The organism is Candidatus Enterovibrio escicola, from assembly GCF_002464935.1.
Taxonomy (GTDB): Bacteria; Pseudomonadota; Gammaproteobacteria; order Enterobacterales; family Vibrionaceae; genus Enterovibrio; species Enterovibrio escicola.
Map to the genome: position 1 here is coordinate 431,280 of NZ_NBYY01000009.1, position 23,131 is coordinate 454,410.

The 23,131-nt window shown below is 41.8% G+C and carries 15 protein-coding genes and 2 pseudogenes; 6 read left to right on the plus strand and 11 right to left on the minus strand.

All coding sequences use genetic code 11. The annotated features are described in order from the left end of the window. Positions 1-586 precede the first annotated feature (586 nt). Both purH and purD read left to right on the plus strand, forming a co-directional pair. Positions 587-2,197 carry a bifunctional phosphoribosylaminoimidazolecarboxamide formyltransferase/IMP cyclohydrolase gene (purH, locus tag BTN49_RS03585; RefSeq protein WP_097356069.1) on the plus strand — a complete coding sequence of 537 codons (1,611 nt, stop codon included), beginning with the start codon at positions 587-589 and terminating at the stop codon, positions 2,195-2,197. A gap of 119 nt (positions 2,198-2,316) precedes the next feature. Next, a complete protein-coding gene (gene purD / locus BTN49_RS03590) occupies positions 2,317-3,600 on the plus strand; it encodes a phosphoribosylamine--glycine ligase (RefSeq protein ID WP_097356022.1) in 1,284 nt (427 codons plus the stop codon). An 845-nt stretch (positions 3,601-4,445) separates the two neighbouring features. On the opposite strand, the gene BTN49_RS03600 is transcribed toward purD, so the two are convergent. Further along, entirely contained in the window at positions 4,446-4,718 is a 273-nt protein-coding gene (locus BTN49_RS03600; protein WP_097356023.1) for an HU family DNA-binding protein, read from the minus strand. Between the two features lie 236 nt (positions 4,719-4,954). Between BTN49_RS03600 and BTN49_RS03605 the strand changes: the two genes are divergently transcribed. Further along, on the plus strand, positions 4,955-6,118 hold the full coding sequence (locus BTN49_RS03605; protein WP_097356024.1) for a CNNM domain-containing protein: 1,164 nt from the start codon (positions 4,955-4,957) through the stop codon (positions 6,116-6,118). 125 nt (positions 6,119-6,243) lie between these two features. On the opposite strand, the pseudogene BTN49_RS21890 reads toward BTN49_RS03605, so the two are convergent. After that, positions 6,244-7,055, minus strand: a pseudogene (locus BTN49_RS21890) (IS982 family transposase); the annotation flags it as partial. A gap of 264 nt (positions 7,056-7,319) precedes the next feature. On the opposite strand from BTN49_RS21890, the gene BTN49_RS03615 reads away from it, so the two are divergent. The 3 genes from BTN49_RS03615 to rsd all read left to right on the plus strand — a co-directional run bounded on the left by BTN49_RS03615 (position 7,320) and on the right by rsd (position 9,781). Next, positions 7,320-7,430: a transposase gene (locus tag BTN49_RS03615; protein ID WP_190319191.1), complete on the plus strand. Its 111-nt coding sequence runs from the start codon at positions 7,320-7,322 to the stop codon at positions 7,428-7,430. A gap of 342 nt (positions 7,431-7,772) precedes the next feature. Then, positions 7,773-8,000 (plus strand): hypothetical protein, encoded by a 228-nt coding sequence (locus tag BTN49_RS12745; protein ID WP_146679070.1) that lies wholly within the window; start codon positions 7,773-7,775, stop codon positions 7,998-8,000. Between the two features lie 1,301 nt (positions 8,001-9,301). Further along, positions 9,302-9,781: a sigma D regulator gene (rsd, locus tag BTN49_RS03625; RefSeq protein ID WP_097356027.1), complete on the plus strand. Its 480-nt coding sequence runs from the start codon at positions 9,302-9,304 to the stop codon at positions 9,779-9,781. Between the two features lie 243 nt (positions 9,782-10,024). Here the strand turns inward: rsd and rpoC are convergent, their stop codons facing one another. The 9 genes and pseudogenes from rpoC to BTN49_RS03670 all read right to left on the minus strand — a co-directional run. Beyond that, positions 10,025-14,239: a DNA-directed RNA polymerase subunit beta' gene (gene rpoC / locus BTN49_RS03630; protein WP_097356028.1), complete on the minus strand. Its 4,215-nt coding sequence runs from the start codon at positions 14,237-14,239 to the stop codon at positions 10,025-10,027. An 87-nt stretch (positions 14,240-14,326) separates the two neighbouring features. Then, positions 14,327-18,352 (minus strand): DNA-directed RNA polymerase subunit beta, encoded by a 4,026-nt coding sequence (gene rpoB, locus BTN49_RS03635; protein WP_097356029.1) that lies wholly within the window; start codon positions 18,350-18,352, stop codon positions 14,327-14,329. Positions 18,353-18,582: 230 nt separating this feature from the next. Then, positions 18,583-18,951 (minus strand): 50S ribosomal protein L7/L12, encoded by a 369-nt coding sequence (gene rplL, locus BTN49_RS03640; RefSeq protein ID WP_097356030.1) that lies wholly within the window; start codon positions 18,949-18,951, stop codon positions 18,583-18,585. Positions 18,952-19,011: 60 nt separating this feature from the next. Further along, positions 19,012-19,500, minus strand: coding sequence for a 50S ribosomal protein L10 (gene rplJ, locus BTN49_RS03645; protein ID WP_097356031.1), 489 nt, complete (start codon positions 19,498-19,500; stop codon positions 19,012-19,014). A 231-nt stretch (positions 19,501-19,731) separates the two neighbouring features. Continuing rightward, complete coding sequence (gene rplA, locus BTN49_RS03650; protein WP_097356032.1) at positions 19,732-20,436, minus strand: 50S ribosomal protein L1; 705 nt, start codon at positions 20,434-20,436, stop codon at positions 19,732-19,734. Positions 20,437-20,440: 4 nt separating this feature from the next. Further along, complete coding sequence (gene rplK / locus BTN49_RS03655; RefSeq protein WP_097356033.1) at positions 20,441-20,869, minus strand: 50S ribosomal protein L11; 429 nt, start codon at positions 20,867-20,869, stop codon at positions 20,441-20,443. A gap of 119 nt (positions 20,870-20,988) precedes the next feature. Continuing rightward, a complete protein-coding gene (gene nusG, locus BTN49_RS03660; protein WP_097356034.1) occupies positions 20,989-21,534 on the minus strand; it encodes a transcription termination/antitermination protein NusG in 546 nt (181 codons plus the stop codon). A 10-nt stretch (positions 21,535-21,544) separates the two neighbouring features. After that, positions 21,545-21,916: a preprotein translocase subunit SecE gene (secE, locus tag BTN49_RS03665; protein ID WP_097356035.1), complete on the minus strand. Its 372-nt coding sequence runs from the start codon at positions 21,914-21,916 to the stop codon at positions 21,545-21,547. A 219-nt stretch (positions 21,917-22,135) separates the two neighbouring features. Further along, a pseudogene (locus BTN49_RS03670) lies at positions 22,136-22,899 on the minus strand (EF-Tu C-terminal domain-related protein); the annotation flags it as partial. Positions 22,900-23,131 lie beyond the last annotated feature (232 nt).

A 23,131-nucleotide genomic window follows, 5' to 3' on the forward strand; every position in this document is an offset into this window, starting at 1 on the left:
CACTGTTTATGAGCCATGCACATCTCCAAACCAAAATAGAATACAAAGAGTGTACTTTAATCTCGCTGACTCTCCGCTAGGTTGTGCCTTTCAAATGACGAATGGTGAAAGTAATGGACAAAGTTATAAGATTTGGTATGTCTATTCGCTAGTAGACAAATTAAGGCTGTTAGAAGACGATTGGGATCAGTGCGTTATAGGCCTGATTTAATAAACAACGCCTTTTCGAAAAACAGATGAACGGTGGTACTTATATTGTCTTTGCGATATCGAAGATTGGAATTTACCGTGGTCAATCATTGATAATTCATGGTAGTACTATTTGCTATCTTAGACAGAATAGCATACAACTTTGGATAGTTGGCTTCCTTTTTTCCGCTAAACCAATTAAGTGTTGCAGTTATTATTTGAATTCAGGTTTTATGATAAAATCACATAAGTAATCGATTGTGTAGGTGAATTCGATTAGGATGTTCACTATTCAACCTCATGGTTTTGCCTAAATTTAAGTCTTTGACAAAGCTACCTTAAGATATTGCAGTTTTGCTAAAAATCTTAATCTCCACAATTGAGAGAAATGGTACCGATGAAAGATCTTCATCCTATTCGTCATGCATTAATTAGCGTAGCTGACAAAACTGGCGTTATATATTTTGCCAATGCCCTAGCAGCACAAGGTGTGGATATTATCTCCACTGGCGGTACTGCAAGCTTATTGGCACAACAAGGTCTAACGATTACTGAAGTGTCAGATTATACAGGTTTCCCAGAAATAATGGGAGGACGCGTCAAGACCTTGCATCCGAAAGTGCACGGAGGTATTTTGAGACGTCGCAACACTGACGATGATGTTATGAACGAACACAGTATTACCCCTATTGACATGGTAGTAGTAAACTTATACCCATTTGCAGAATGCGTCGACAAGGAAGATTGTACGCTAGAAGATGCAGTTGAGAACATTGATATCGGCGGGCACACCTTGATTCGTTCTGCCGCAAAAAATCACAAAAATGTGGCTATCGTGGTAAATATATCTGATTATGACCGCGTATTGATAGAAATGAGAGCAAACGAAGGTTCGTTAACGCTTAAAACACGCTTTGACCTTGCTATTTTAGCATTCGTACACACAGCGGCTTACGATGGCATAATCACCAACTATTTCGACAGCTTGGTATCCTCTTGTCATAACCCATTCTTAAAAGAAAGAGGGATAAGTGGTGATAAAAAATCCAATTTTCCACGAACTTTCAATCAAAAATTCATAAAAAAACAAGATCTGCGTTATGGTGAAAACAGCCATCAAGCCGCAGCGTTCTACACTGAAGCCTCACCACAAGAAGCTTCAGTCTCAACAGCAACCCAGCTTCAAGGAAAGGCATTGTCTTACAACAATATAATGGATACTGATGCAGCACTTGAGTGTGTGAAAGAGTTCAACCCACCAGCATGCGTCATCGTTAAACATGCCAACCCGTGTGGGGTCGCTCTTGGTGAGAACATACTCGAAGCATACAGCCACGCATACAATACCGATCCGACGTCAGCATTTGGTGGTGTCATCGCGTTTAACCGTGAATTGGATATGGATACAGCACAAGCCATTATTGATCGCCAATTCGTGGAAGTTATCATTGCACCATCGGTATCTGCCTACGCATCCAAGACTATTAGCACGAAAAAAGATATTCGGCTACTCATCTGTGGAGAGTGGAGCATCAAGACCAGTGCTTTTCATCTAAAAAGTGTTAACGGCGGTCTGTTAGTGCAAGATCGTGATCAAGGTATGGTATCATTTGACGACCTAAAAATTATGTCTCAACGCCAACCAGAACAAGATGAACTGATCGATGCATTGTTTTGCTGGAAAGTTGCAAAATACGTAAAATCTAACGCCATTGTTTATGCGAAAGGACAAATGACTATTGGCATTGGTGCGGGGCAGATGAGCCGTGTCTATTCTGCAAAAATTGCGAGCATTAAGGCGACGGATGAGAATCAGACAATCACTGGGAGTGTCATGGCGTCCGATGCCTTCTTCCCGTTCTGCGATGCTATTGACATCGCAGCTGAGGCGGGAATTACCTGTGTGATCCAGCCAGGTGGTTCTATTCGTGACGATGAAGTGATCGCCACAGCCAACGAGCACGGTATGGCTATGATCTTTACAGGTATGCGTCATTTCCGACATTAATTAAACAGTTTTTATGTTCTAGATACGAAAACTCTAAAAACCGATAGCTCGCTACCAAAAAGTTTAAGTCAGTCCTATAAATCTATCTTTCTAGGCAAAGGGATGAGGTAAGTATTTAGATGAACGTTCTTGTTATTGGTAACGGAGGACGCGAGCATGCGTTGGCATGGAAGGCGGCACAGTCTCCAAAGGTTGACACCGTATTTATTGCACCTGGTAATGCAGGGACTGCACTTGAACCTCTACTAAAAAACGTCGAGATTAGCACCGAAGATATTCCAGCACTGGCTAGATTTGCCAAAGACAAAAATATCGGGTTAACCATTGTTGGTCCAGAAGGTCCTCTGGTTATCGGCATTGTTGATATTTTTCGTGCAAAAGGCCTTCCCATCTTTGGCCCAACACAAGCGGCAGCACAACTGGAAGGCTCAAAATCCTTTACCAAAGATTTCCTCTCACGCCACAAAATCCCTAGCGGGGAATACAAAAACTTCACCGAAGTTCAACCTGCATTGGCATATGTCAGAGAAAAAAATATGCCTATCGTTGTCAAAGCAAATGGTCTCGCTGCGGGCAAAGGTGTGATTGTGGCCATGACGCTAGGAGAAGCAGAAAATGCAATTAGAAATATGCTCTTATACAGCGTATTTGGCTCAGCCGGTCACTGTATAGTGATTGAAGAATTCCTCGACGGTGAAGAAGCCAGTTTCATTGTCATAACGGATGGAAAAAATGTTCTACCGATGGCCACCAGCCAAGACTACAAACGTGTCGGTAATGGTGATACAGGGTCAAATACAGGTGGTATGGGCGCCTATAGTCCAGCACCTGTTATTACACCTGAGATCCACTATCGAGTGATGAATGAAATAATTCTTCCTACTATTCACGGTATGGCAACAGAAGGCAATCCATATACTGGATGTCTATACGCAGGCTTGATGATCATGGCCGACGGGACACCAAAAGTAATTGAATACAATTGCCGCTTTGGTGATCCAGAGACCCAGCCCATTATGCTACGCCTGCAATCAGACTTGATCACACTTTGTGAAGCGTCTATCGGAGGCAATTTAGATATGGTTGAGTCCAAATGGGATCCACGTACATCCCTAGGTATCGTTTTAGCTGCTAAAGGTTACCCTTCTGCTTATAAAACAGGTAATATTATTTCCTTACCAACCACTGAATTAGACTGCACAAAAGTCTTTCATGCGGGCACTGCAGAAAAGGATGGCAACATCGTCACTGCAGGAGGACGTGTACTCTGTGCTACAGCAATGGGTGTTAACGTGTCAGACGCTCAGCAACGCGCATATGAACTGGCCTTACAGATCAGCTGGGATGGTATGTTCCACCGTGATGATATTGGCTACCGTGCTATCGCTCGCGAACAAAAATAACACGAACAAAATATAACGTATGAACAAAAACATCACTGTAAATGAAAAGGGAAGTACGATATATTCGACTTTCAGGATGATTTAGTTCTTGGAGACAGTCAGCACAGTGATGATCGTCTTGATGCTATGGTTCTTTGGTTTAAATGAATAAGTGATGAACCCCACCAATCAAGTTGATCATAAAGCTGATATAGCTAGATTAGAATAACTTGACATAATCCACATGCTGATAAAACAGCTCATCAATGTAACAGACTCTTTCCTTCTTATAGACTTCACCTCTGCCCATTTATGTCCTATTTGGTTAAGATCTGGATCTCCACTCTAAAGTACAACCACGAGCGTCAATTGCTTCCAATGTGTCGCTAAACTTATGAAAACTCGCATTATCCATAACAATCATAGCTTGCTCTGGAACTTTCGGAAGTAAATCTTGTTCTATCCACGTGTGATATACCTCCGCATTGACGCTTCCAATTACTAAGTTAAGCGTTCAAAACGTATAACTAATGATAGCACCAATGGCGTTAACTCTTCCTTTCGAGTGCCAATAATGAACTCCAGAATATCGACTTCCTTTTTTAGAGTAACAATGCGTTCGAGGCATATTTTGGTTAAATCCACTTTCAGATCAGGTTAGGTAACCTTGTCACTCATCTAAGAAATAGATGCTGATAACACCTACTTGGACAAGGATAGTTAGTAGTAAAAATAGGGTACTATGCACTCTCGGTCAAATCACAATCCATTTAAGCAACAAAAGGAAGAATAAAGGAAGCTATTGCTCAATAATGCATATATATCCGCCGAAACAAACAAAGTGTTTTGGCGGAGTATGTATAAATTTACTTAACTGCGTCTTTAAGGGATTTACCAGCGACAAATGCAGGCACGTTTACCGCTGCAATTTGAATCTCCTGACCAGTTTGCGGGTTACGGCCAATACGCCCAGCACGATGGTTAACTTTAAACGTACCGAAACCAATCAATTGTATTTGTTCACCATCTTTCAGTGCAGCTACAATACCTGACAACGTTGCTTCCAAAGCGGTTTTCGCTTGGATTTTAGATAAGTCTGCTTTTTCAGCAATCAGATCGATTAAGTTAGTTTTGTTCATTAGAACTTCCCTTTTAATAATTTTATTGAGAAAAGTCAACTCTAATTCAAAAGAAGCCCGCCTGACAAAGGTTTGTAGCAATTGCAGTGACTCTATACAGAGTTTTTAACCATAAAGTGAGTGCATCCTCACAAAATATTAGATATATTTTAGCGTCAACGCTTGTATTTACAGCACTAAAACCTGATCTTTGACACTACTATTACCCCAAATCATCACTACCACATTGGAATATAATGAGCCTGCTAATCCTGTTCGTGATACTGGCTATCAGTGTTTCTTTTTTTTGCTCTGTACTAGAAGCTATACTTTTGAGTATCACTCCCAGTTATCTCGCTCAGATGCGTCAACGAGGTGATCGTTCAGCAGCGCGTCTGCAAGTGCTTAAGGATAATATCGACCGACCACTTGCTTCTATCTTAACGTTAAATACCATTGCGCACACTGTAGGTGCAGCTGCGTCGGGTGCACAAGCTGCAAAAGTATTCGGTGAAGTGTGGCTCGGTCTGTTTTCTGGGATACTTACACTGGCTATCTTGTTGCTATCTGAAATCGTGCCAAAAACCCTAGGTGCAACGTACTGGCGTCAACTTGCACCTAGCACAGTATCTATACTGTACTGGATGGTTTGGACGTTAACACCCATCGTATGGGCTTCAGAACAGCTGACACGACGCTTAGCACGCGGTAAACAGGCACCTAAACTACGTGATGAAATCTCCGCAATGGCGATATTAGCAAGAGAAAGTGGTGAACTAGCTGATGATGAATCAACAATACTCACCAATCTACTGAGCCAACGTGATGTGCTGGTAACCAAATTGATGACACCACGCCCAGTACTGTTTCGTGTTGATGCAACAATGACCATTGAAGGATTTCTAAATCAGCACCATGATACGCCATTTTCACGTCCATTGGTCTATGCAGAACAACGCGACAACATTCTGGGTTTTGTACACCGTCTAGAACTATTTTATGCACGCCAACACAATAAAGGCGATCAACCCCTCAGTAGCTTGATGCGACCAATTCCAGTAATACATGACTCCATGTACGTACCAAAAGCATTCGATCGCCTAATGGCGCAACGTTCACAGTTAGCTCTGATTGTGGATGAATATGGAGATGTTCAGGGTATAATTACGTTAGAGGACATCTTTGAGCATTTGATGGGTAAAGAAATTATTGATGAGGCAGACAAGACTATGAACATGCAAATGTTAGCACACGAACGTTGGGCTGATTGGAAAGAAACCCACGGCGTGATTGAAAGTACAGATGATGATGAAGATCGCCAATCAAATTCAACCACCGAGACAAACGCAGGAAAAATAGAACTCGAGGAAAATAAATCAACAGATTACAACCACAAAAGCAATGAAAAATCTACAAAATAATATTTAACACAGCATGCACATTACAGGTATTATAGTGGGATCATTTTAAGTGAACCTCAGATCTACATAAGTGCTTGCTTATCAAAACTAGTTATCATGATACTCGGCTTCTTTGGTTTAAATCAATACGCGATAAGCCCAGCCAGCAAGTTAACCATAAAGCTGATACAACTACGGTGCTGAGAATGCTCAATTTAGGATATGTTTTTTAGTTAGTCAAAAACGTTTTCAATAATCAATCGTTTTCGGAGCATCAGGCAGTTCCAAAGTCTCATCACTTTGGGTTTCATGTTTTTTACACCCGTTATTAGTGTCACTCCCTTGTCTGCAAGTTCCCACTCCAATGGACCAGTGATATAACCTTTATTTCCATATAAACACCCTCAAAGTTCATTAACCATTTCCGATACAGGCTTTTTATCATCCACGTTAGCCGTTGTCACTTTGATTAAGATAATACCACCTTAGTCATTAATAGTAAGGTTTAATTTGAAACCTTAAAACCACCCCATCGTTCCTTTCCTCGCTTCTCGGTACCTTTAAAAACTTGATATCTGAAAATATGTAGGTTGGAACAAACCTGTAACTTGGACGAGTAAACTAAGGCAATCCCTATCGGCCTTGCCTGACGGTGAGTAAGGTAAGAGCAAAGCAGAATCAGAACACCTTGCATGAGCTTGCGCATTCGTGTCTAGCTAACTAACTCAGGAAATTCGTTGGTAAAGTAGCAACAAATAAAGTGGATATAATAGACTTTGTAGTCTCAATACCCCGATTGATGGAAAGCTATCACTATCGTCATAACTTCGCTAACAAAGAGGCGCAAAGGCTTGTTTCTTTGTTTGATACCGAAAGAAATTAGGTGTTTTTCCTAGGCAGGGAGGAAAGTTTGGCAGAAGTTTTCGACATCGACGACAACAGCGTTTAAGTTATTCATGCCTACGTCCTTATGCAGTCAATAGTTTATTTTAAACGATCAGATCATCATGGAGTTAAGCGGGAAGTTATAATGGGAAAGGGGAAAGGCCAAGATCAGCAACTAGAAACAATATAATCAAGCATTACTAAACCGTGGCTTAGTCACTTTGTGGATAGACGTCGTTACTATTAAGTCATGCATGCTCTAAAGCATCACAGTCATCTTGGCCGTGGGTTCATATTTTTGGATACCTCGATTTAAACGGCACTGATGGTGAAAGATATGTTCAAGCTCCTACTTCGTGGATTAGGAGGCTTTATCAATTCAGTTTTCACGTTAATGAATGTCCCTCTGAAATCCCCTATATACACTTGCATTGGCATTGTTGATTAAATCATGTCTATAACAAACTGTTTTAATCAACAACACTGGTATTACATCTTAAACCACCCTCAAATAATCTAAAAAACATCGGCAGGAGAGATATAGAAAAGACTCGCCCTACTACATGTATTGTAGAATGTATTTTATATTGACACTTGCCTCCTTACTGAGCTCGTTGAAGTCAGTTTCCTTGAATAAAAATCGCCTTATTAGACCATTAGTATACTCATTCAGCCCCTGATCACTTGAGCTATAAGGTTTTGCAAAATAGAAATTAGCTTCTATAATTTCAGCAATCTCTTCATGACCAACGAACTTTGTACCGTTGTTTGACGTGAGGGTTTTTAACCCATGGAAGGTAGAATTTACAATATCAATAAACATATCAACCACGGTAAACAGAAAATATTTGTGCCAAGTCCCGACGACAATATCAAGGTCGAAATGACTAAACGTAGTCTTCTCGTCTGCAATATTAGACCGTTTCTAAATACCAATGCAGTTCTTTATCTTTATCTTATCGACGTTGCTCATCTTGATTTTGTAGAGTTTTCCATAATGGGGAAGATCCTTGTATAAGGCCACGCAATTACCCTTCTCATGCCATATATAACGGTAAATCGTGCTTCTATTGAGCATAACATTGTACTTCAGAGCCAATTTAACGCTAATCACATCTGGTAACGTATGCGTGCTAAAACGTTCATTAATGAAAACTTTCGTTCTCTCTGAAATACAGCCAAAATCTAACCAGTTCGTAGCGTTGGAGTAAGATTTCTTATCCTGTTTTTATGTAATGGAGTTACAGTACGCCATGAAAATTGGCTGGGATATGACTCTTTATTTCTCAACTGATCCTAGAATGGACACAGCCAAGTGTTCGGGCAATTTGGCTAGATTAATCACCCTCAGTCCATCGTTACCCAATATAAAGTCGGTCATTGTCATTTAACTGTTTATGAGTCATGCATACTCTCGCAAGCCAAAAGAGGATATGGAGAGCGTACTTTAGTTTGGTTGCTTTTCCGATAGTTTTTGCATTTCACCTGACGGAAGGCGAAATTATAGGAGAATAACCGACGATCACAATATCAACACTGAGAGAAACAACATTCAAATTCCTTACCGTCAAGATCTTTACAAATACTACGGATACTGTATCTCTGACAATATCAAACTTGAGTTTTCACTAGTTGCTTATGATTAATCATAGTTCTCTGTTTATCTGTTAACCGAATAAATATTTCGCCTAAAATAGGTCATTTTTACATTAGCGGTAACACTCCAACCTTCTGATGAGAACAATATACTTTTATGCGGTCGTAGCCTCGATCATCACGCATTGTTTCATATTCGGTTCTGAGTGTTTGTTTTTGCTTCCTTAGTCAAAGTCACTGTCATAACGTATAAATTTATCCTCATTTTATTGTAAATCAAGCATCGCTAACGATTACGAGGATAACATGGTCTACATATGATATGATTCCATCATCTTGCCAATTAGAACAAATAATTCCAAGAAAATATCCAAAAATATATTAAAGCTGTCACACTCTTCCCTATTAAAAACTTTTTTATCGAATATATAATGCATAGATTAATTTTTATAAGCACTAATCCTACAACGTATCAATCTAAATTTTCCAATTGTAAATCAATAACTAGATATGACCGTCTTACCATAACTCACCTTCAGGTGAGTAACGTATATACATAATATAATTCTGACTAAGCATAACAGTACTTCGACTCTTGATAAGAGCAGTGAATACTGTCACTCTAAATTTAAATAAACAAATGTTAGTAAATAAATGGCCTGAATGATACGGCCATAATCAATCCGATATAGCGCTCAGTTACGCTGATCAAGGAACGTGGTCATGCTCAATAAACCCGAAAAAGCACAAAGAGAGTGGATAGGTAACGTTGACGTAATCAACTACTGGTTGACACTAAGACAACAGCTACTGGTTGAATACTCTAAAGTCGCAGGTCTGGTAGGGGATTATAAAAAACATTTGCCATCAGAAGATAAATTGAATCACTTTTGTGGAGCCTTGGTTGATTATATTTCCGCTGGACATTTCAAGATCTATGATATGGTGATGGAGAGATGGCAATCAACGGGTTTCACCACTAATTCAGATATAGATGCACTATACGCGCGAATCATCGAAACCACTGAACCCTTACTAAATTTCGACGATAAATATAGCAATGCTGAACTCAACGAGAATAATTTTGCAGGATTCGACAATGATGTCTCGACTATCGGGGAAATTATTGAACTGCGTTTCGAACAAGAAGATATGTTGATCCAACTAATAACTGATAGTCTCGCAATTCCTCCAGGGGCATAGCGCCTATCCTACACTAATGTCTGATTAGGTTATAATAGTAACTGGATACTCATTCTCTTTTCAGAAGAGATCCAGGCGACTTTTTATGTACAAAAAAGCACCCCTAAGGATGCCTTTTAATGAACCTGAGCTGCGCATAAGAAATGAACTAAATACCAAAGTTGAGATCTGATCGTTTGAAAAAACTATTGCCTGCATAAGCGCTTACTTATGCAGATCTGAGGTTAATTACATTACTGATTCTTAGCTACCGTCACTTAAACCTGCGTTTAACAGAGCTGCTAGATCATGAGATGCTTGTTCTGCATCGATCTGAGGAGTTACTGGCTCTGCAAGCACCGTACGTTTCGCTTGACGCATTTTATGGTAAGCGAAACCCGTTCCAGCTGGAATTAAGCGACCCACGATAACATTTTCTTTTAGACCACGTAACTCATCACGTTTACCAGAAACTGCTGCTTCCGTTAGTACGCGAGTCGTTTCTTGGAATGAGGCTGCGGAAATAAATGACTCAGTTGCCAGCGACGCTTTAGTAATCCCAAGCAGATCACGTACAAAGGAAGCAATCTGTTTGCCTTTCTCTCCCAGTTTACGATTCGAGATAGTTACCCGAGAAAATTCTACCTGTTCGCCACCTAAGAAGTCAGAGTCACCTGGATATAGAATGGTTACCTTTCGTAACATTTGACGAACAATGGTTTCAATATGTTTATCATTAATCCTCACTCCCTGCAGGCGGTAAACGTCTTGCACTTCGTTTGTAATATATTCGGTTACTGCACGCACACCACGTAAGCGTAGGATATCATGTGGAGATTCTGGCCCGTCGGAAATAACATCCCCTTTTTCAACCTTTTCACCTTCAAATACGTTTAATTGACGCCACTTAGGAATCATTTCTTCGTGTGGTTGTCCTTCAGTTGGTGTGATGATCAACCGACGTTTCCCTTTGGTTTCTTTACCATAGGAAATAACTCCAGTGATCTCGGCCAGAATTGCAGGCTCTTTAGGTTTACGGGCTTCAAACAGGTCTGCCACACGTGGTAAACCCCCAGTTATGTCTTTCGTACCACCAGATTCCTGAGGAATACGAGATAAAGTATCACCGATACCTACGTTTGCACCGTCTTCCAGCTGGACAATCGCTTTACCATGCAGGAAGTATTGTGCAGGCATAGACGTACCAGGGATCATTACGTCGCTACCAGAGGCATCGAGAAGCTTAACCATCGGACGCATATCTTTTCCGGCCAGAGTACGCTCAGATGCATCTAAAACAACCATTAAAGACAGTCCTGTCATTTCATCAGTTTGACGTTGAACGGTTACACCATCAACCATATCAACAAACTCGATACGACCTTCTACCTCAGTGATGATTGGCATAGTGTGCGGATCCCAGTTTGCAACTGTTTCACCAATAACAACTAAATCACCATCAGCTTTTGTCAGAATCGTGCCGTATGGTAGCTTATAGCTTTCCTTGGTACGACCAAACTCATCAACGATAGTCAGAATAGAAGCTCGGGACGTAACCACCAACTTTCCAGCATTATTAACAACAAATTTGGAATTATGTAGATGAAATGAACCATTATTCTTAACTTGAATACTATTCTCTGCAGCCGCACGAGATGCTGCACCACCAATGTGGAACGTACGCATCGTCAACTGTGTACCGGGTTCACCGATTGACTGAGCAGCAATAACACCCACTGCCTCACCATGGTTAACCATGTGACCTCTAGCCAAATCACGACCATAACAATTTGCACAACAGCCAAAGTCTGTTTCACAACTTACGACAGAACGTACTTTGATTTGGTCAACAGAGTTTTGTTCCAGAATGTCACACCACTTTTCATCGAGTAGAGTGTTACGCGGGGCAAGAACTTCTTCAGTATTAGGCTTAAGCACATCCTCAGCGACCACACGTCCAAGAACGCGCTCACGTAGCGCTTCTTTAACATCACCGCCTTCGATAACTGCCATCATATGAATACCTTCACTAGTACCACAGTCAGTTTCAGTAACGACCACATCTTGTGCGACGTCAACCAGACGACGCGTTAGGTAACCTGAGTTCGCTGTTTTAAGTGCAGTATCCGCCAGACCTTTACGAGCACCATGTGTTGAGATAAAATACTGGAGTACGTTCAAACCTTCACGGAAGTTCGCGGTAATTGGAGTTTCAATAATTGAGCCATCCGGCTTTGCCATCAAACCACGCATGCCTGCTAACTGACGGATCTGAGCAGCAGAACCACGAGCACCTGAGTCAGCCATCATGTATACACTGTTAAATGACTTTTGCTCAACTTTCACACCATTACGGTCAATAACTGTATCATGAGACAAGTTGTCCATCATCGCCTTAGCCACTTGTTCGTTGGCTGCAGCCCAGATATCAATAACTTTGTTATAACGCTCTCCTACAGTAACCAGACCAGATTGGAACTGCTCCTGAATTTCTGCAACTTCAGCTTCTGCTGCTTCTATAAGATCATATTTTGCTTGAGGGATCACCATGTCATCAATTCCAACTGATACACCAGATAGTGCAGCATATGCAAATCCTGTATACATAATTTGATCAGCGAAGATAACGGTTGCTTTCAAACCTAGTTTACGATAACAATTATTCAATAGATTAGAGATCTGTTTCTTACCAAGTGCTTGGTTGACAATACTGTATGGCAGACCTTCAGGAACTATTTGCCATAACATGGCACGACCAACAGTGGTATCGATCAACTTTATGGTCTCAGACCGGTTACCCACCTCATCAAATAGTACTTCTTTTAAACGTACTTTGACGTGAGCGTGTAGATCTGCATAACCCGTACGATAGGCTTTTTCAGCTTCTGCTGGATTAGATAGGTATAAACCCTCACCTTTAGCGTTAATCTTATCCCTAGTCATATAGTACAGACCCAAGACTACATCCTGAGAAGGCACAATGATTGGATCACCTGACGCAGGAGACAGGATGTTATTAGTAGACATCATAAGTGCACGAGCTTCAAGTTGAGCTTCCAACGTCAACGGTACGTGTACAGCCATCTGATCACCATCGAAGTCGGCATTATATGCCGTACACACGAGGGGATGTAACTGAATCGCTTTACCTTCGACTAACACAGGTTCGAATGCTTGGATACCAAGACGATGAAGCGTAGGTGCACGGTTCAACAATACTGGGTGTTCTCGGATAACATCATCCAATATATCCCAAACAACCGCTTCTTCACGTTCTACCATTTTTTTAGCCGCTTTAATGGTAGTAGCAAGCCCACGTGCTTCTAACTTGCCATAGATGAACGGTTTGAATAGTTCAAGAGCCATCTTTTTAGGAAGGCCACACTGGTGTAGACGCAAGTATGGACCAACGGTGATGACTGAACGCCCAGAGTAGTCAACACGCTTACCAAGCAAGTTTTGACGGAAGCGTCCTTGTTTACCTTTAATCATATCAGCCAGAGATTTAAGTGGGCGCTTATTCGAACCAGTGATAGCACGACCACGACGTCCATTGTCTAGCAGAGCATCCACCGACTCTTGTAACATACGCTTTTCGTTGCGGACAATGATATCAGGTGCTGCAAGATCTAGCAGCCGTTTCAGACGGTTATTACGGTTAATAACTCGACGGTACAGATCATTCAAATCTGACGTTGCGAAACGGCCACCATCCAGTGGTACTAACGGACGTAAATCTGGCGGCAATACTGGTAATACAGTCAGGATCATCCACTCAGGGTTGTTTCCAGACTGCAGGAATGCTTCAACAAGTTTCAAGCGCTTGGTAATTTTTTTACGCTTAGTTTCAGAATTGGTTTCTCCCAGCTCTTCACGCATCAGTTCCGTTTCAGCTCGCAGATCCATATTAGCCAAAAGAGCTTTAACTGCTTCTGCACCCATACGGGCATCGAATTCGTCACCCCATTGCTCCAACGCATCTAAGTACTGTTCTTCAGATAACATTTGGCTACGCTCGAGATCCGTCAGACCGGGTTCAATCACGACATAGGATTCAAAGTACAGAACACGCTCAATATCACGCAATGGCATGTCCATCAGTAGCCCAATACGAGACGGCAGTGATTTCAGGAACCAGATATGTGCTACTGGTGAAGCCAGCTCAATATGACCCATACGCTCACGGCGTACCTTCGTTTGAGTAACTTCAACACCACATTTTTCACAAATCACACCTCGGTGCTTCAGGCGTTTATATTTACCACAGAGACATTCGTAATCTTTTACTGGACCAAAAATACGTGCACAAAACAGACCGTCACGCTCAGGTTTAAAGGTACGATAGTTAATGGTTTCTGGTTTTTTTACTTCGCCAAAAGACCATGAACGGATCATATCCGGTGAAGCTAGACCAATTTTGATTGCATTAAATTCTTCAGTCTTATGCTGTGCTTTCAGAAACTTAAGTAGGTCTTTCACATTTCGCTCCTGTGAGGAGTTAACCCATAAAGTCGCTGTTAGTTAGCGACTTTATATTGATACCGAAAATAACGGTTAAGCGATAGCTTACTCGTCTTCCAGCTCGATGTTGATACCCAACGAGCGAATTTCTTTCAGTAGTACGTTGAAAGATTCCGGCATACCGGGCTCCATGCGGTGATCGCCGTCAACGATGTTTTTATACATCTTAGTACGACCATTCACGTCATCCGACTTAACAGTCAGCATTTCTTGCAGAGTATAAGCAGCACCGTATGCTTCTAGTGCCCAAACTTCCATTTCACCAAACCGCTGTCCACCGAACTGAGCTTTACCACCCAACGGTTGCTGAGTAACTAAGCTATAAGAACCAGTAGAACGAGCATGCATCTTATCATCAACCAAGTGATTCAATTTCAGCATATACATGTAACCGACAGTTACTGGACGCTCAAACCTGTCACCGGTACGTCCGTCAAACAAAGTCAGCTGACCAGATTCTGGTAAACCCGCTAATTTCAGCAACTCTTTGATTGATGATTCTGGCGCACCATCAAACACTGGAGTTGCGATCGGTAGACCTGCACATAAGTTCTTAACGAGTGTATGCACTTCGTCATCAGAAAAAGCGTTGATATCAACTGTTTGACGTGTTTCACCTAGATCGTAAACCTTCTGCAGGAACTCACGAAACCTAGCGAGTTCTTGCTCCTCTTGAACCATTTTGTTAATCTTATTACCAATACCCTTTGCCGCAAGACCTAGGTGGGTTTCAAGTATCTGCCCGATATTCATACGAGACGGTACACCCAACGGATTCAATACGATATCTATCGGATCACCATTTTTGTCATACGGCATATCCTCAACAGGGTTGATCTTAGAAATAACACCCTTATTACCATGCCGACCCGCCATTTTATCACCTGGCTGGATGTGGCGTTTAACAGCCAAGTAAACCTTGACAATTTTAAGGACGCCAGGTGCAAGATCATCTCCCTGAGTGATCTTTCGACGCTTAATGTCAAATCTCTTATCAAAGTCTGCTTTCAATTCATCATACTGTTCTGCCAATTGCTCTAATTGAGTTTGCAGAGCTTCATCGTCAAGGCTCTCTGTCAACATCCTATGACGAACCATGTTCGACAGTCGTGCTTGGTTGTAACCAGCTTGCATCAGTACACTTCGAACACGTGCTAACAAACCACCTTCCAGAATAGAGAATTCTTCTTCCAGATCTTTTTTCGCTTCTTTCAGCTGCATTTCTTCGATTTCTAGCGCACGTTTGTCTTTCTCCACACCATCACGGGTAAAAACCTGTACATCGATAATCGTACCAGATACACCATTAGGCGCACGTAGAGAGGAGTCCTTCACGTCAGAAGCTTTTTCACCGAAGATTGCACGTAGGAGTTTTTCTTCTGGCGTCAGTTGAGTTTCACCTTTAGGTGTTACTTTACCAACCAGTATGTCACCACCTTTCACTTCAGCACCAATATAAACAACACCCGACTCATCAAGTTTAGACAACGCTGCTTCGCCCACGTTGGGGATATCGGCCGTAATTTCCTCACTACCCAGTTTGGTATCACGTGCCACACAAGATAATTCTTGAATGTGGATGGTAGTCAGACGGTCTTCCTGTACTACACGTTCAGATACAAGAATAGAGTCTTCGAAGTTGTAACCATTCCAAGGCATGAATGCTATACGCATGTTCTGACCAAGAGCTAGTTCACCTAAATCCGTTGACGGACCATCAGCGAGTACGTCACCTTGGGAGACTGATTCACGGGGCATCACTGTAGGACGCTGGTTGATACAAGTATTTTGATTAGAACGGGTATACTTAGTCAGGTTATAAATATCGATCCCTGCTTCACCTGATACTAACTCTTCCTCATTGACTTTAATCACGATACGAGATGCGTCAACTGACTGAACCATACCACCACGTTTAGCAACTGCAGTAACACCAGAGTCAACCGCGACGGCACGTTCAATACCAGTACCCACTAATGGCTTTTCTGCACGCAAAGTCGGTACAGCCTGACGTTGCATATTAGCACCCATAAGTGCACGATTAGCATCATCGTGTTCAAGAAATGGGATCAGTGATGCTGCCACTGAAACAACTTGATTAGTTGCAACATCCATGTATTGAACATGGTCACGTGGGTGCAAACCTGATTCACCTTTTTGACGAGCAGTGATCAATTCCTCACCAAAATAACCATCCTTGTTTAACACAGCATTTGCCTGTGCAATAACAAATTGACCTTCTTCGATAGCAGATAAATAGTCGATGTCATCCGTCACTTTACCATTAATAACCTTACGGTAAGGTGTTTCGAGGAAACCGTATGAGTTAGTGCGTGCATATGCTGAAAGTGAGTTAATCAGACCAATGTTTGGTCCTTCAGGAGTTTCGATTGGACATAACCGACCATAGTGGGTTGCGTGAACATCTCGAACTTCAAAGCCTGCTCGCTCACGCGTCAAACCACCTGGACCTAATGCAGAAATACGACGTTTATGCGTTACTTCTGACAGTGGATTATTCTGATCCATAAATTGAGACAACTGAGAAGAACCAAAGAACTCTTTTACTGCTGCAGAAATAGGCTTCGCATTAATAAGATCCTGAGGCATTATTGCGTCAAGATCTCCAAGACTTAGGCGTTCTTTAACCGCACGTTCAACACGTACAAGTCCAACACGGAACTGGTTCTCAGCCATTTCTCCGACAGAACGGATACGACGGTTGCCAAGGTGGTCAATATCGTCCACTTCACCAATACCATTACGGATATCAATAAGTTTACGCATAACTTGGATGATATCATCATTGTTCAATACACCAGATCCAGTCATCTCTTCACGGAACAAGGAGCTGTTAAACTTCATACGGCCAACCGCAGAGAGATCATATCGTTCTTCTGAGAAGAACAGGCTTGCAAATAACTGTTCTGCTGCTTCACGTGTAGGGGGCTCCCCAGGACGCATCATGCGGTAAATTTCAACTAACGCGCTCAGTCGATCCGTCGTACTATCAATACGTAAGGTATCAGACATGTATGGACCATGATCTAGATCGTTGGTAAACAGGGTTTCGATCTTTTTATGACCAGCCTGAAACATCAGAGCTAGTGACTCTAAGCTTAGTTCTTCGTTAGCAGCAGCTATGATCTCACCCGTTTCCTTGTTGATGTAATCACGTGCAGAAATTTTGCTAACAATATACTCAACAGGAACTTCAATTTGATCGATTTTATCCTTTTCTAACTGACGTATATGACGCGCAGTAATACGACGGCCTGTTTCCACGTAGACTTGACCCTTTGCTTGGATATCAAAGTTTGCAGTTTCACCACGTAGGCGATCTGGTATCAGCTCCATGACAAAAGATTTGCCTTTTACTTTGAAAACAATTTTGTCGAAGAACAGGCCAAGAATTTGTTCGGTAGTGTATTCCAATGCACGAAGAATTATTGATGCAGGAAGCTTACGACGACGATCAATACGTACATATACAGCATCTTTAGGATCGAATTCAAAATCCAACCACGAACCACGGTAAGGAATAATACGTGCGTTGTATAACACTTTACCAGATGAATGGGTTTTACCCTTATCGCTGTCAAAAAAGACGCCTGGGCTACGATGCAACTGGGATACAATAACTCTCTCAGTACCGTTAATTACAAAAGTACCATTGTCAGTCATGAGTGGAATTTCACCCATGTAAACTTCTTGTTCCTTGATGTCTTTTACTGTGCCAGAAGGTGCATCCTTGTCAAACATCACCAAACGCAATTTTACGCGCAGTGGTGCTGAATAAGTTACACCACGGATCTGACATTCTTTAACATCAAAAACAGGCTCACCGAGACAATAGCTAACGTATTGCAACTCGGAGTTGCCATTATAACTCTTAATCGGGAAGACAGAGCGAAAAGCAGCTTCAAGCCCGTATTTCCCATCTAGATCTTGCTCAATAAATTTCTTGAAAGAATCAAGTTGGATAGACAGTAAATATGGTACATCCAGTACTTGAGGACGCTTACCAAAATCCTTACGGATACGCTTTTTTTCGGTATAAGAGTAAACCATAGGGTTCCTCAGCTCGCTGATAAGTGACCCAAACTGTCCAGACTGAGGACAGTTACTAAACAAACTTCGTTTACTATAACAGACACCAGAGGATTTATTCCGATGTCTTTTTTGCATAGCCAGTAGTGACTAAACGGGGTAAAATTCACTACTGCCCTACAGCGCAAAAAGGCTGGTGCCTCAATAGCCACCAGCCATCAACCTTTTGAGGCTAGGAAATAAAGTGATAATTACTTAATTTCAACAGAAGCACCGACTTCTTCCAGATCTTTTTTCAGGGCTTCTGCTTCTTCTCTGGAAACAGCTTCTCTCAGGGATGCTGGAGCACTATCTACAACCGCTTTAGCTTCTTTTAATCCAAGACCAGTTGCTGCACGTACTGCTTTGATAACAGGTACTTTGTTAGGACCAACAGCACTCAGGATTACATTGAATTCAGTTTGCTCTTCAACAGGTTCAGTAGACACCCCCCCAGGCACGACTACTGTAGAGACAGCAGAAACACCAAATTTCTCTTCCATAGCCTCGATCAGTTCAACAACCTGCATTACAGGCATTTCTGCAACTGCATCTAGGATTTGTTCGTTAGTGATAGACATAACAATTCTCTTAAAAATCAACAATTAGTTTAAATAGCAATCAGTGAAAAGTAATACAAATTATGCAGCTTCTTTATGATCGCGAATAGCTTCGATAGTTCGAACCAGCTTGCCCGCAGACGCTTCCTTCATACACATCATCAAACGTGCAATAGCTTCGTCATAAGTCGGCAACATAGCCAGTTTATCAACGTCTGTCAGTACGCCTTGGAATGCAGCAGCTTTGATCTCAAAATCTTTATTCTCTTTAGAGAAGTTTTTTAAAATACGCGCTGCAGAACCTAGGTGCTCGTTAGAGAACGCAATAAGAGTAGAACCGACGAAAGCATTTCGTAAACACTCATAATCAGTACCTTCAACCGCACGACGTGCCAAGGTGTTACGAACAACTCTGATATAAACACCCATTTCACGCGCTTTTTTACGTAGAGAAGTCATCGCACCAACTGCGATACCACAGGAATCAGCTACAACGGCAGACAGAGCAACACTGGCAGCTTCATTGACTTCAGTAACAATTGCTTTTTTGTCTTGAAGATTTAATGCCATTTAGATCTGCTCCTTGATTGTACACACACCACTCTATACTACACGGCAGAGTAATTACGGCGCAGATTCAAGATAGAAACCATCTATTCATGTTCTAGCACCATCTACGTAGGAATTATTAAGGTTCCTTCAATGAAAGAACACCTACGATATTGGATAAAATCCGACGCGCGGATATCAACCATTATTTTAAATGCGAAAAATTATATAACAAAGCTTTGCTTTAAGCAACTAGTTTACGATCTCTTCCAGAGTATTCTGATTAACCGCAACACCTGCACCCATGGTGGTGGAAAGACTTACCTTTTTGATGAAAGTGCCTTTTGCCGAAGCAGGCTTAGCCTTTTTCAGTGCTGACAGCAGAGATCCTAGGTTACCAATTAGTTTATCCGTGTCAAAGTCAACCTTGCCAATAGTTGTGTGTATGATACCATTTTTGTCGTTACGGTAACGAACCTGACCAGCCTTCGCATTTTTAACCGCTTCAGCTACATTTGGTGTTACCGTTCCCACTTTCGGGTTTGGCATCAAACCACGAGGACCTAGAATAGTACCCAATTGACCTACAACGCGCATTGCATCTGGGGATGCTATAACCACGTCGAAGTTCATATCTCCTTTCCTTATCTGATCAGCTAAATCTTCCATACCTACGATTTCAGCACCAGCTTTTTTCGCAGCTTCCACATTCAAACCTTGAGTGAATACGGCTACACGGATGTCACGGCCGGTACCGTGTGGCAATACAGTCGCACCACGAACGTTTTGATCAGATTTTCGTGCATCAATGCCTAATTTTACTGCAACATCAACACTTTCAATAAATTTAGCATTCGCTAATTCTTTTAAGATAACAATAGCTTCATTGATATCGTAATCACGATTCACATCAACTTTATCGCGGATTTTACCCATACGTTTAGTCAGTTTTGCCATTGTCTTAGCCCTCTACTGTCAAGCCCATTGAACGTGCAGTACCCACAATTGAGCGTTTTATCGCTTTCACATCCGCACCCGTCATGTCTTTCGCTTTTGTTTCCGCGATTTCTTGAATTTGCGCATCAGTAACAGCACCAACTGTGTCAGTATTAGGACGACTTGAACCAGACGTGATGCCAGCTGCTTTCTTCAGCAAAACTGCTGCAGGAGTCGTCTTCGTTTCAAACGTGAAAGAACGATCTGAATATACCGTAATAATGACTGGAGTGGGCAGACCCTTTTCCATAGTTTCTGTGCGTGCATTAAATGCTTTACAGAATTCCATGATGTTGACACCATGTTGACCCAAAGCTGGACCAACTGGTGGACTTGGATTAGCCATGCCAGCTGCAACTTGTATTTTGATATATGCTTCTACTTTTTTAGCCATTTCTGAATACCTAAGTTTGGGTTCAAACATCCATTTTACAAAAACAGACTCCCCGTTCAACAAAAGGGTATGAGACTGCATTCACATAGCACACCCCTAACAAAACTTTGTACAAAAATTCAGCTTTTTTCTACTTGGTTAAACTCTAACTCTACAGGCGTAGCTCGTCCAAAGATTGAAACAGAGACCTTCACACGGTTTTTTTCATAATCCACTTCTTCAACCACACCATTGAAGTCCACAAACGGACCTTCAGTAACCCGAACAACTTCACCTGCTTCGTATATAGTTTTATGTACTGGTGACTCGTTCGCCTTTTCTAAGCGATTCAGGATAGCATCCGCTTCTTTATCAGAAATCGGTGCTGGACGATCGGGTGTCCCACCAATGAAACCCATAACACGTGGTACACTTCGTACCAAGTGCCATGATTCATCGTTCATGATCATCTGAACCAACACGTAGCCTGGAAAGAATTTACGGTCGCTCTTACGCCGCTGTCCTGCGCGCATTTCGACTACTTCCTCTGTAGGCACCAAGATATCCCCAAAAAAGTCTTCCAACTCATGTATCCTGATATATTCTCTCAATGTTCTAGATACACGTCCTTCGAAACCGGAAAAAGCCTGAACAACATACCAACGTTTTTTTGGAGCTTCGGTCATAAATTTATCCTCACACGCCAGTGAATAGGCGAACCAGACGAACCATGATGCCGTCGATACCCCATAGTATAAGCGCCATGATGACAGTAACAACCAGAACAATAAGAGTGGTTTGTATGGTTTCTTGGCGAGTAGGCCATACCACTTTACGCACTTCCATACGCGAGTCTTGGGCAAAAGTAATTGCTGATCGTCCTTTTACAGTCATGGCGGCAGCAGCAGCAGCTGATGCAATAAGAAAAATGACAACTGCGGCTCGCAGTACGACAGATACTTCACTGTACAATCCATTTCCTGCAACCGCAATCGCCAGTAAGGTGAAGACCACAACCCATTTCAGTCCGTCCATAGATCCATTAGGGATTTCCGCATTTGGTTTCATACACTCTACCTGTAACTTGTTTATTTAATAAACTTTAATAAACTACGACAGCCTCGCATCAGCGAGGTGAGAAGAATACTGAAAATAAAACTTGGTAAATAATCGTCTATTTTCTTATTCCGTAAACATTTACTACACTACCTAATCAGTAAAAAACTCCAGTTCAATAATTAGGTGCATGAAAAGGCATCAAATAATGCCCCTTTTATTAGTATATCGTCAAATCTTATTCGAGGAGTTTAGCAACAAAACTAGTGCAAATGGTACACCTCCTTCTCGGATTACAAAGCGCAAGCCTTCATTCATCGCGACTGATATGATTCACAGTCATAGTCATTGAAGTGTTGTCGGCGGGCATTACCAGTTCAGCACCTTCAGGTAATTCGAGTGTACCTGTCACAATAGGTCGTACAGAAGTAGAATTTGTAGAGGATAGCCTTTGAAAAAGGAGTATGCCACCATCTTCATTTTTCGACAAAATGTATATTGCTGATGTGAAGATTTTATGTGGAGTGATTGAACTAGGATTATCCAGTACTTGCCCATGCTCAACTTCATCACGCTTCGTACCACGCAGAAGCACGCCAACATTTTTATCTGCTCCACTTTCATTGAGCAGTTTACGAAACATTTCGATACCAGTACACGTAAAAATAATCATTTCTTTGATATTAATGATCGCAACTTCTTTATCAACTTAAACAACACCTAGCTCAACATGAGCAGTAATGACTGTACCACGCCCTTGGATTGAGAATACATTTTCACTTGGTGGTGATCAATGGCTTGTCGATAGTACGCTCTAGCTCTGAAATGTAATCATCAATCATATCACACTTGTTCCTGAACACTAGGACGTCTGACATACAAACTTGCCAACTCAGCAAGATTTGTTCACGCGTTTGTGGCATTAGATCATCAATTGCTCCGACAACCAAGATACAGGCATCCATTTACGCAGCACCCGTTACCAGGTTCCTAACCTAATCGGTATGTTCAAGAAAATCCACATATGATGTAGTGACGCTGATGTAACACTTTCTCTCTTCAGGCAGATGGATCAATTGATGAAAAGTCACACGCTGAGACATCCTACTTTTTTAAACACGCCCACCCTTTAAAGCACGTCATTGTGGTTGGTATGAACACCCTACAACAAATAGAGAAATCTAGTTAAGAATAAATTAAACGCTTTGAAATTACTTGAAAGAGAAG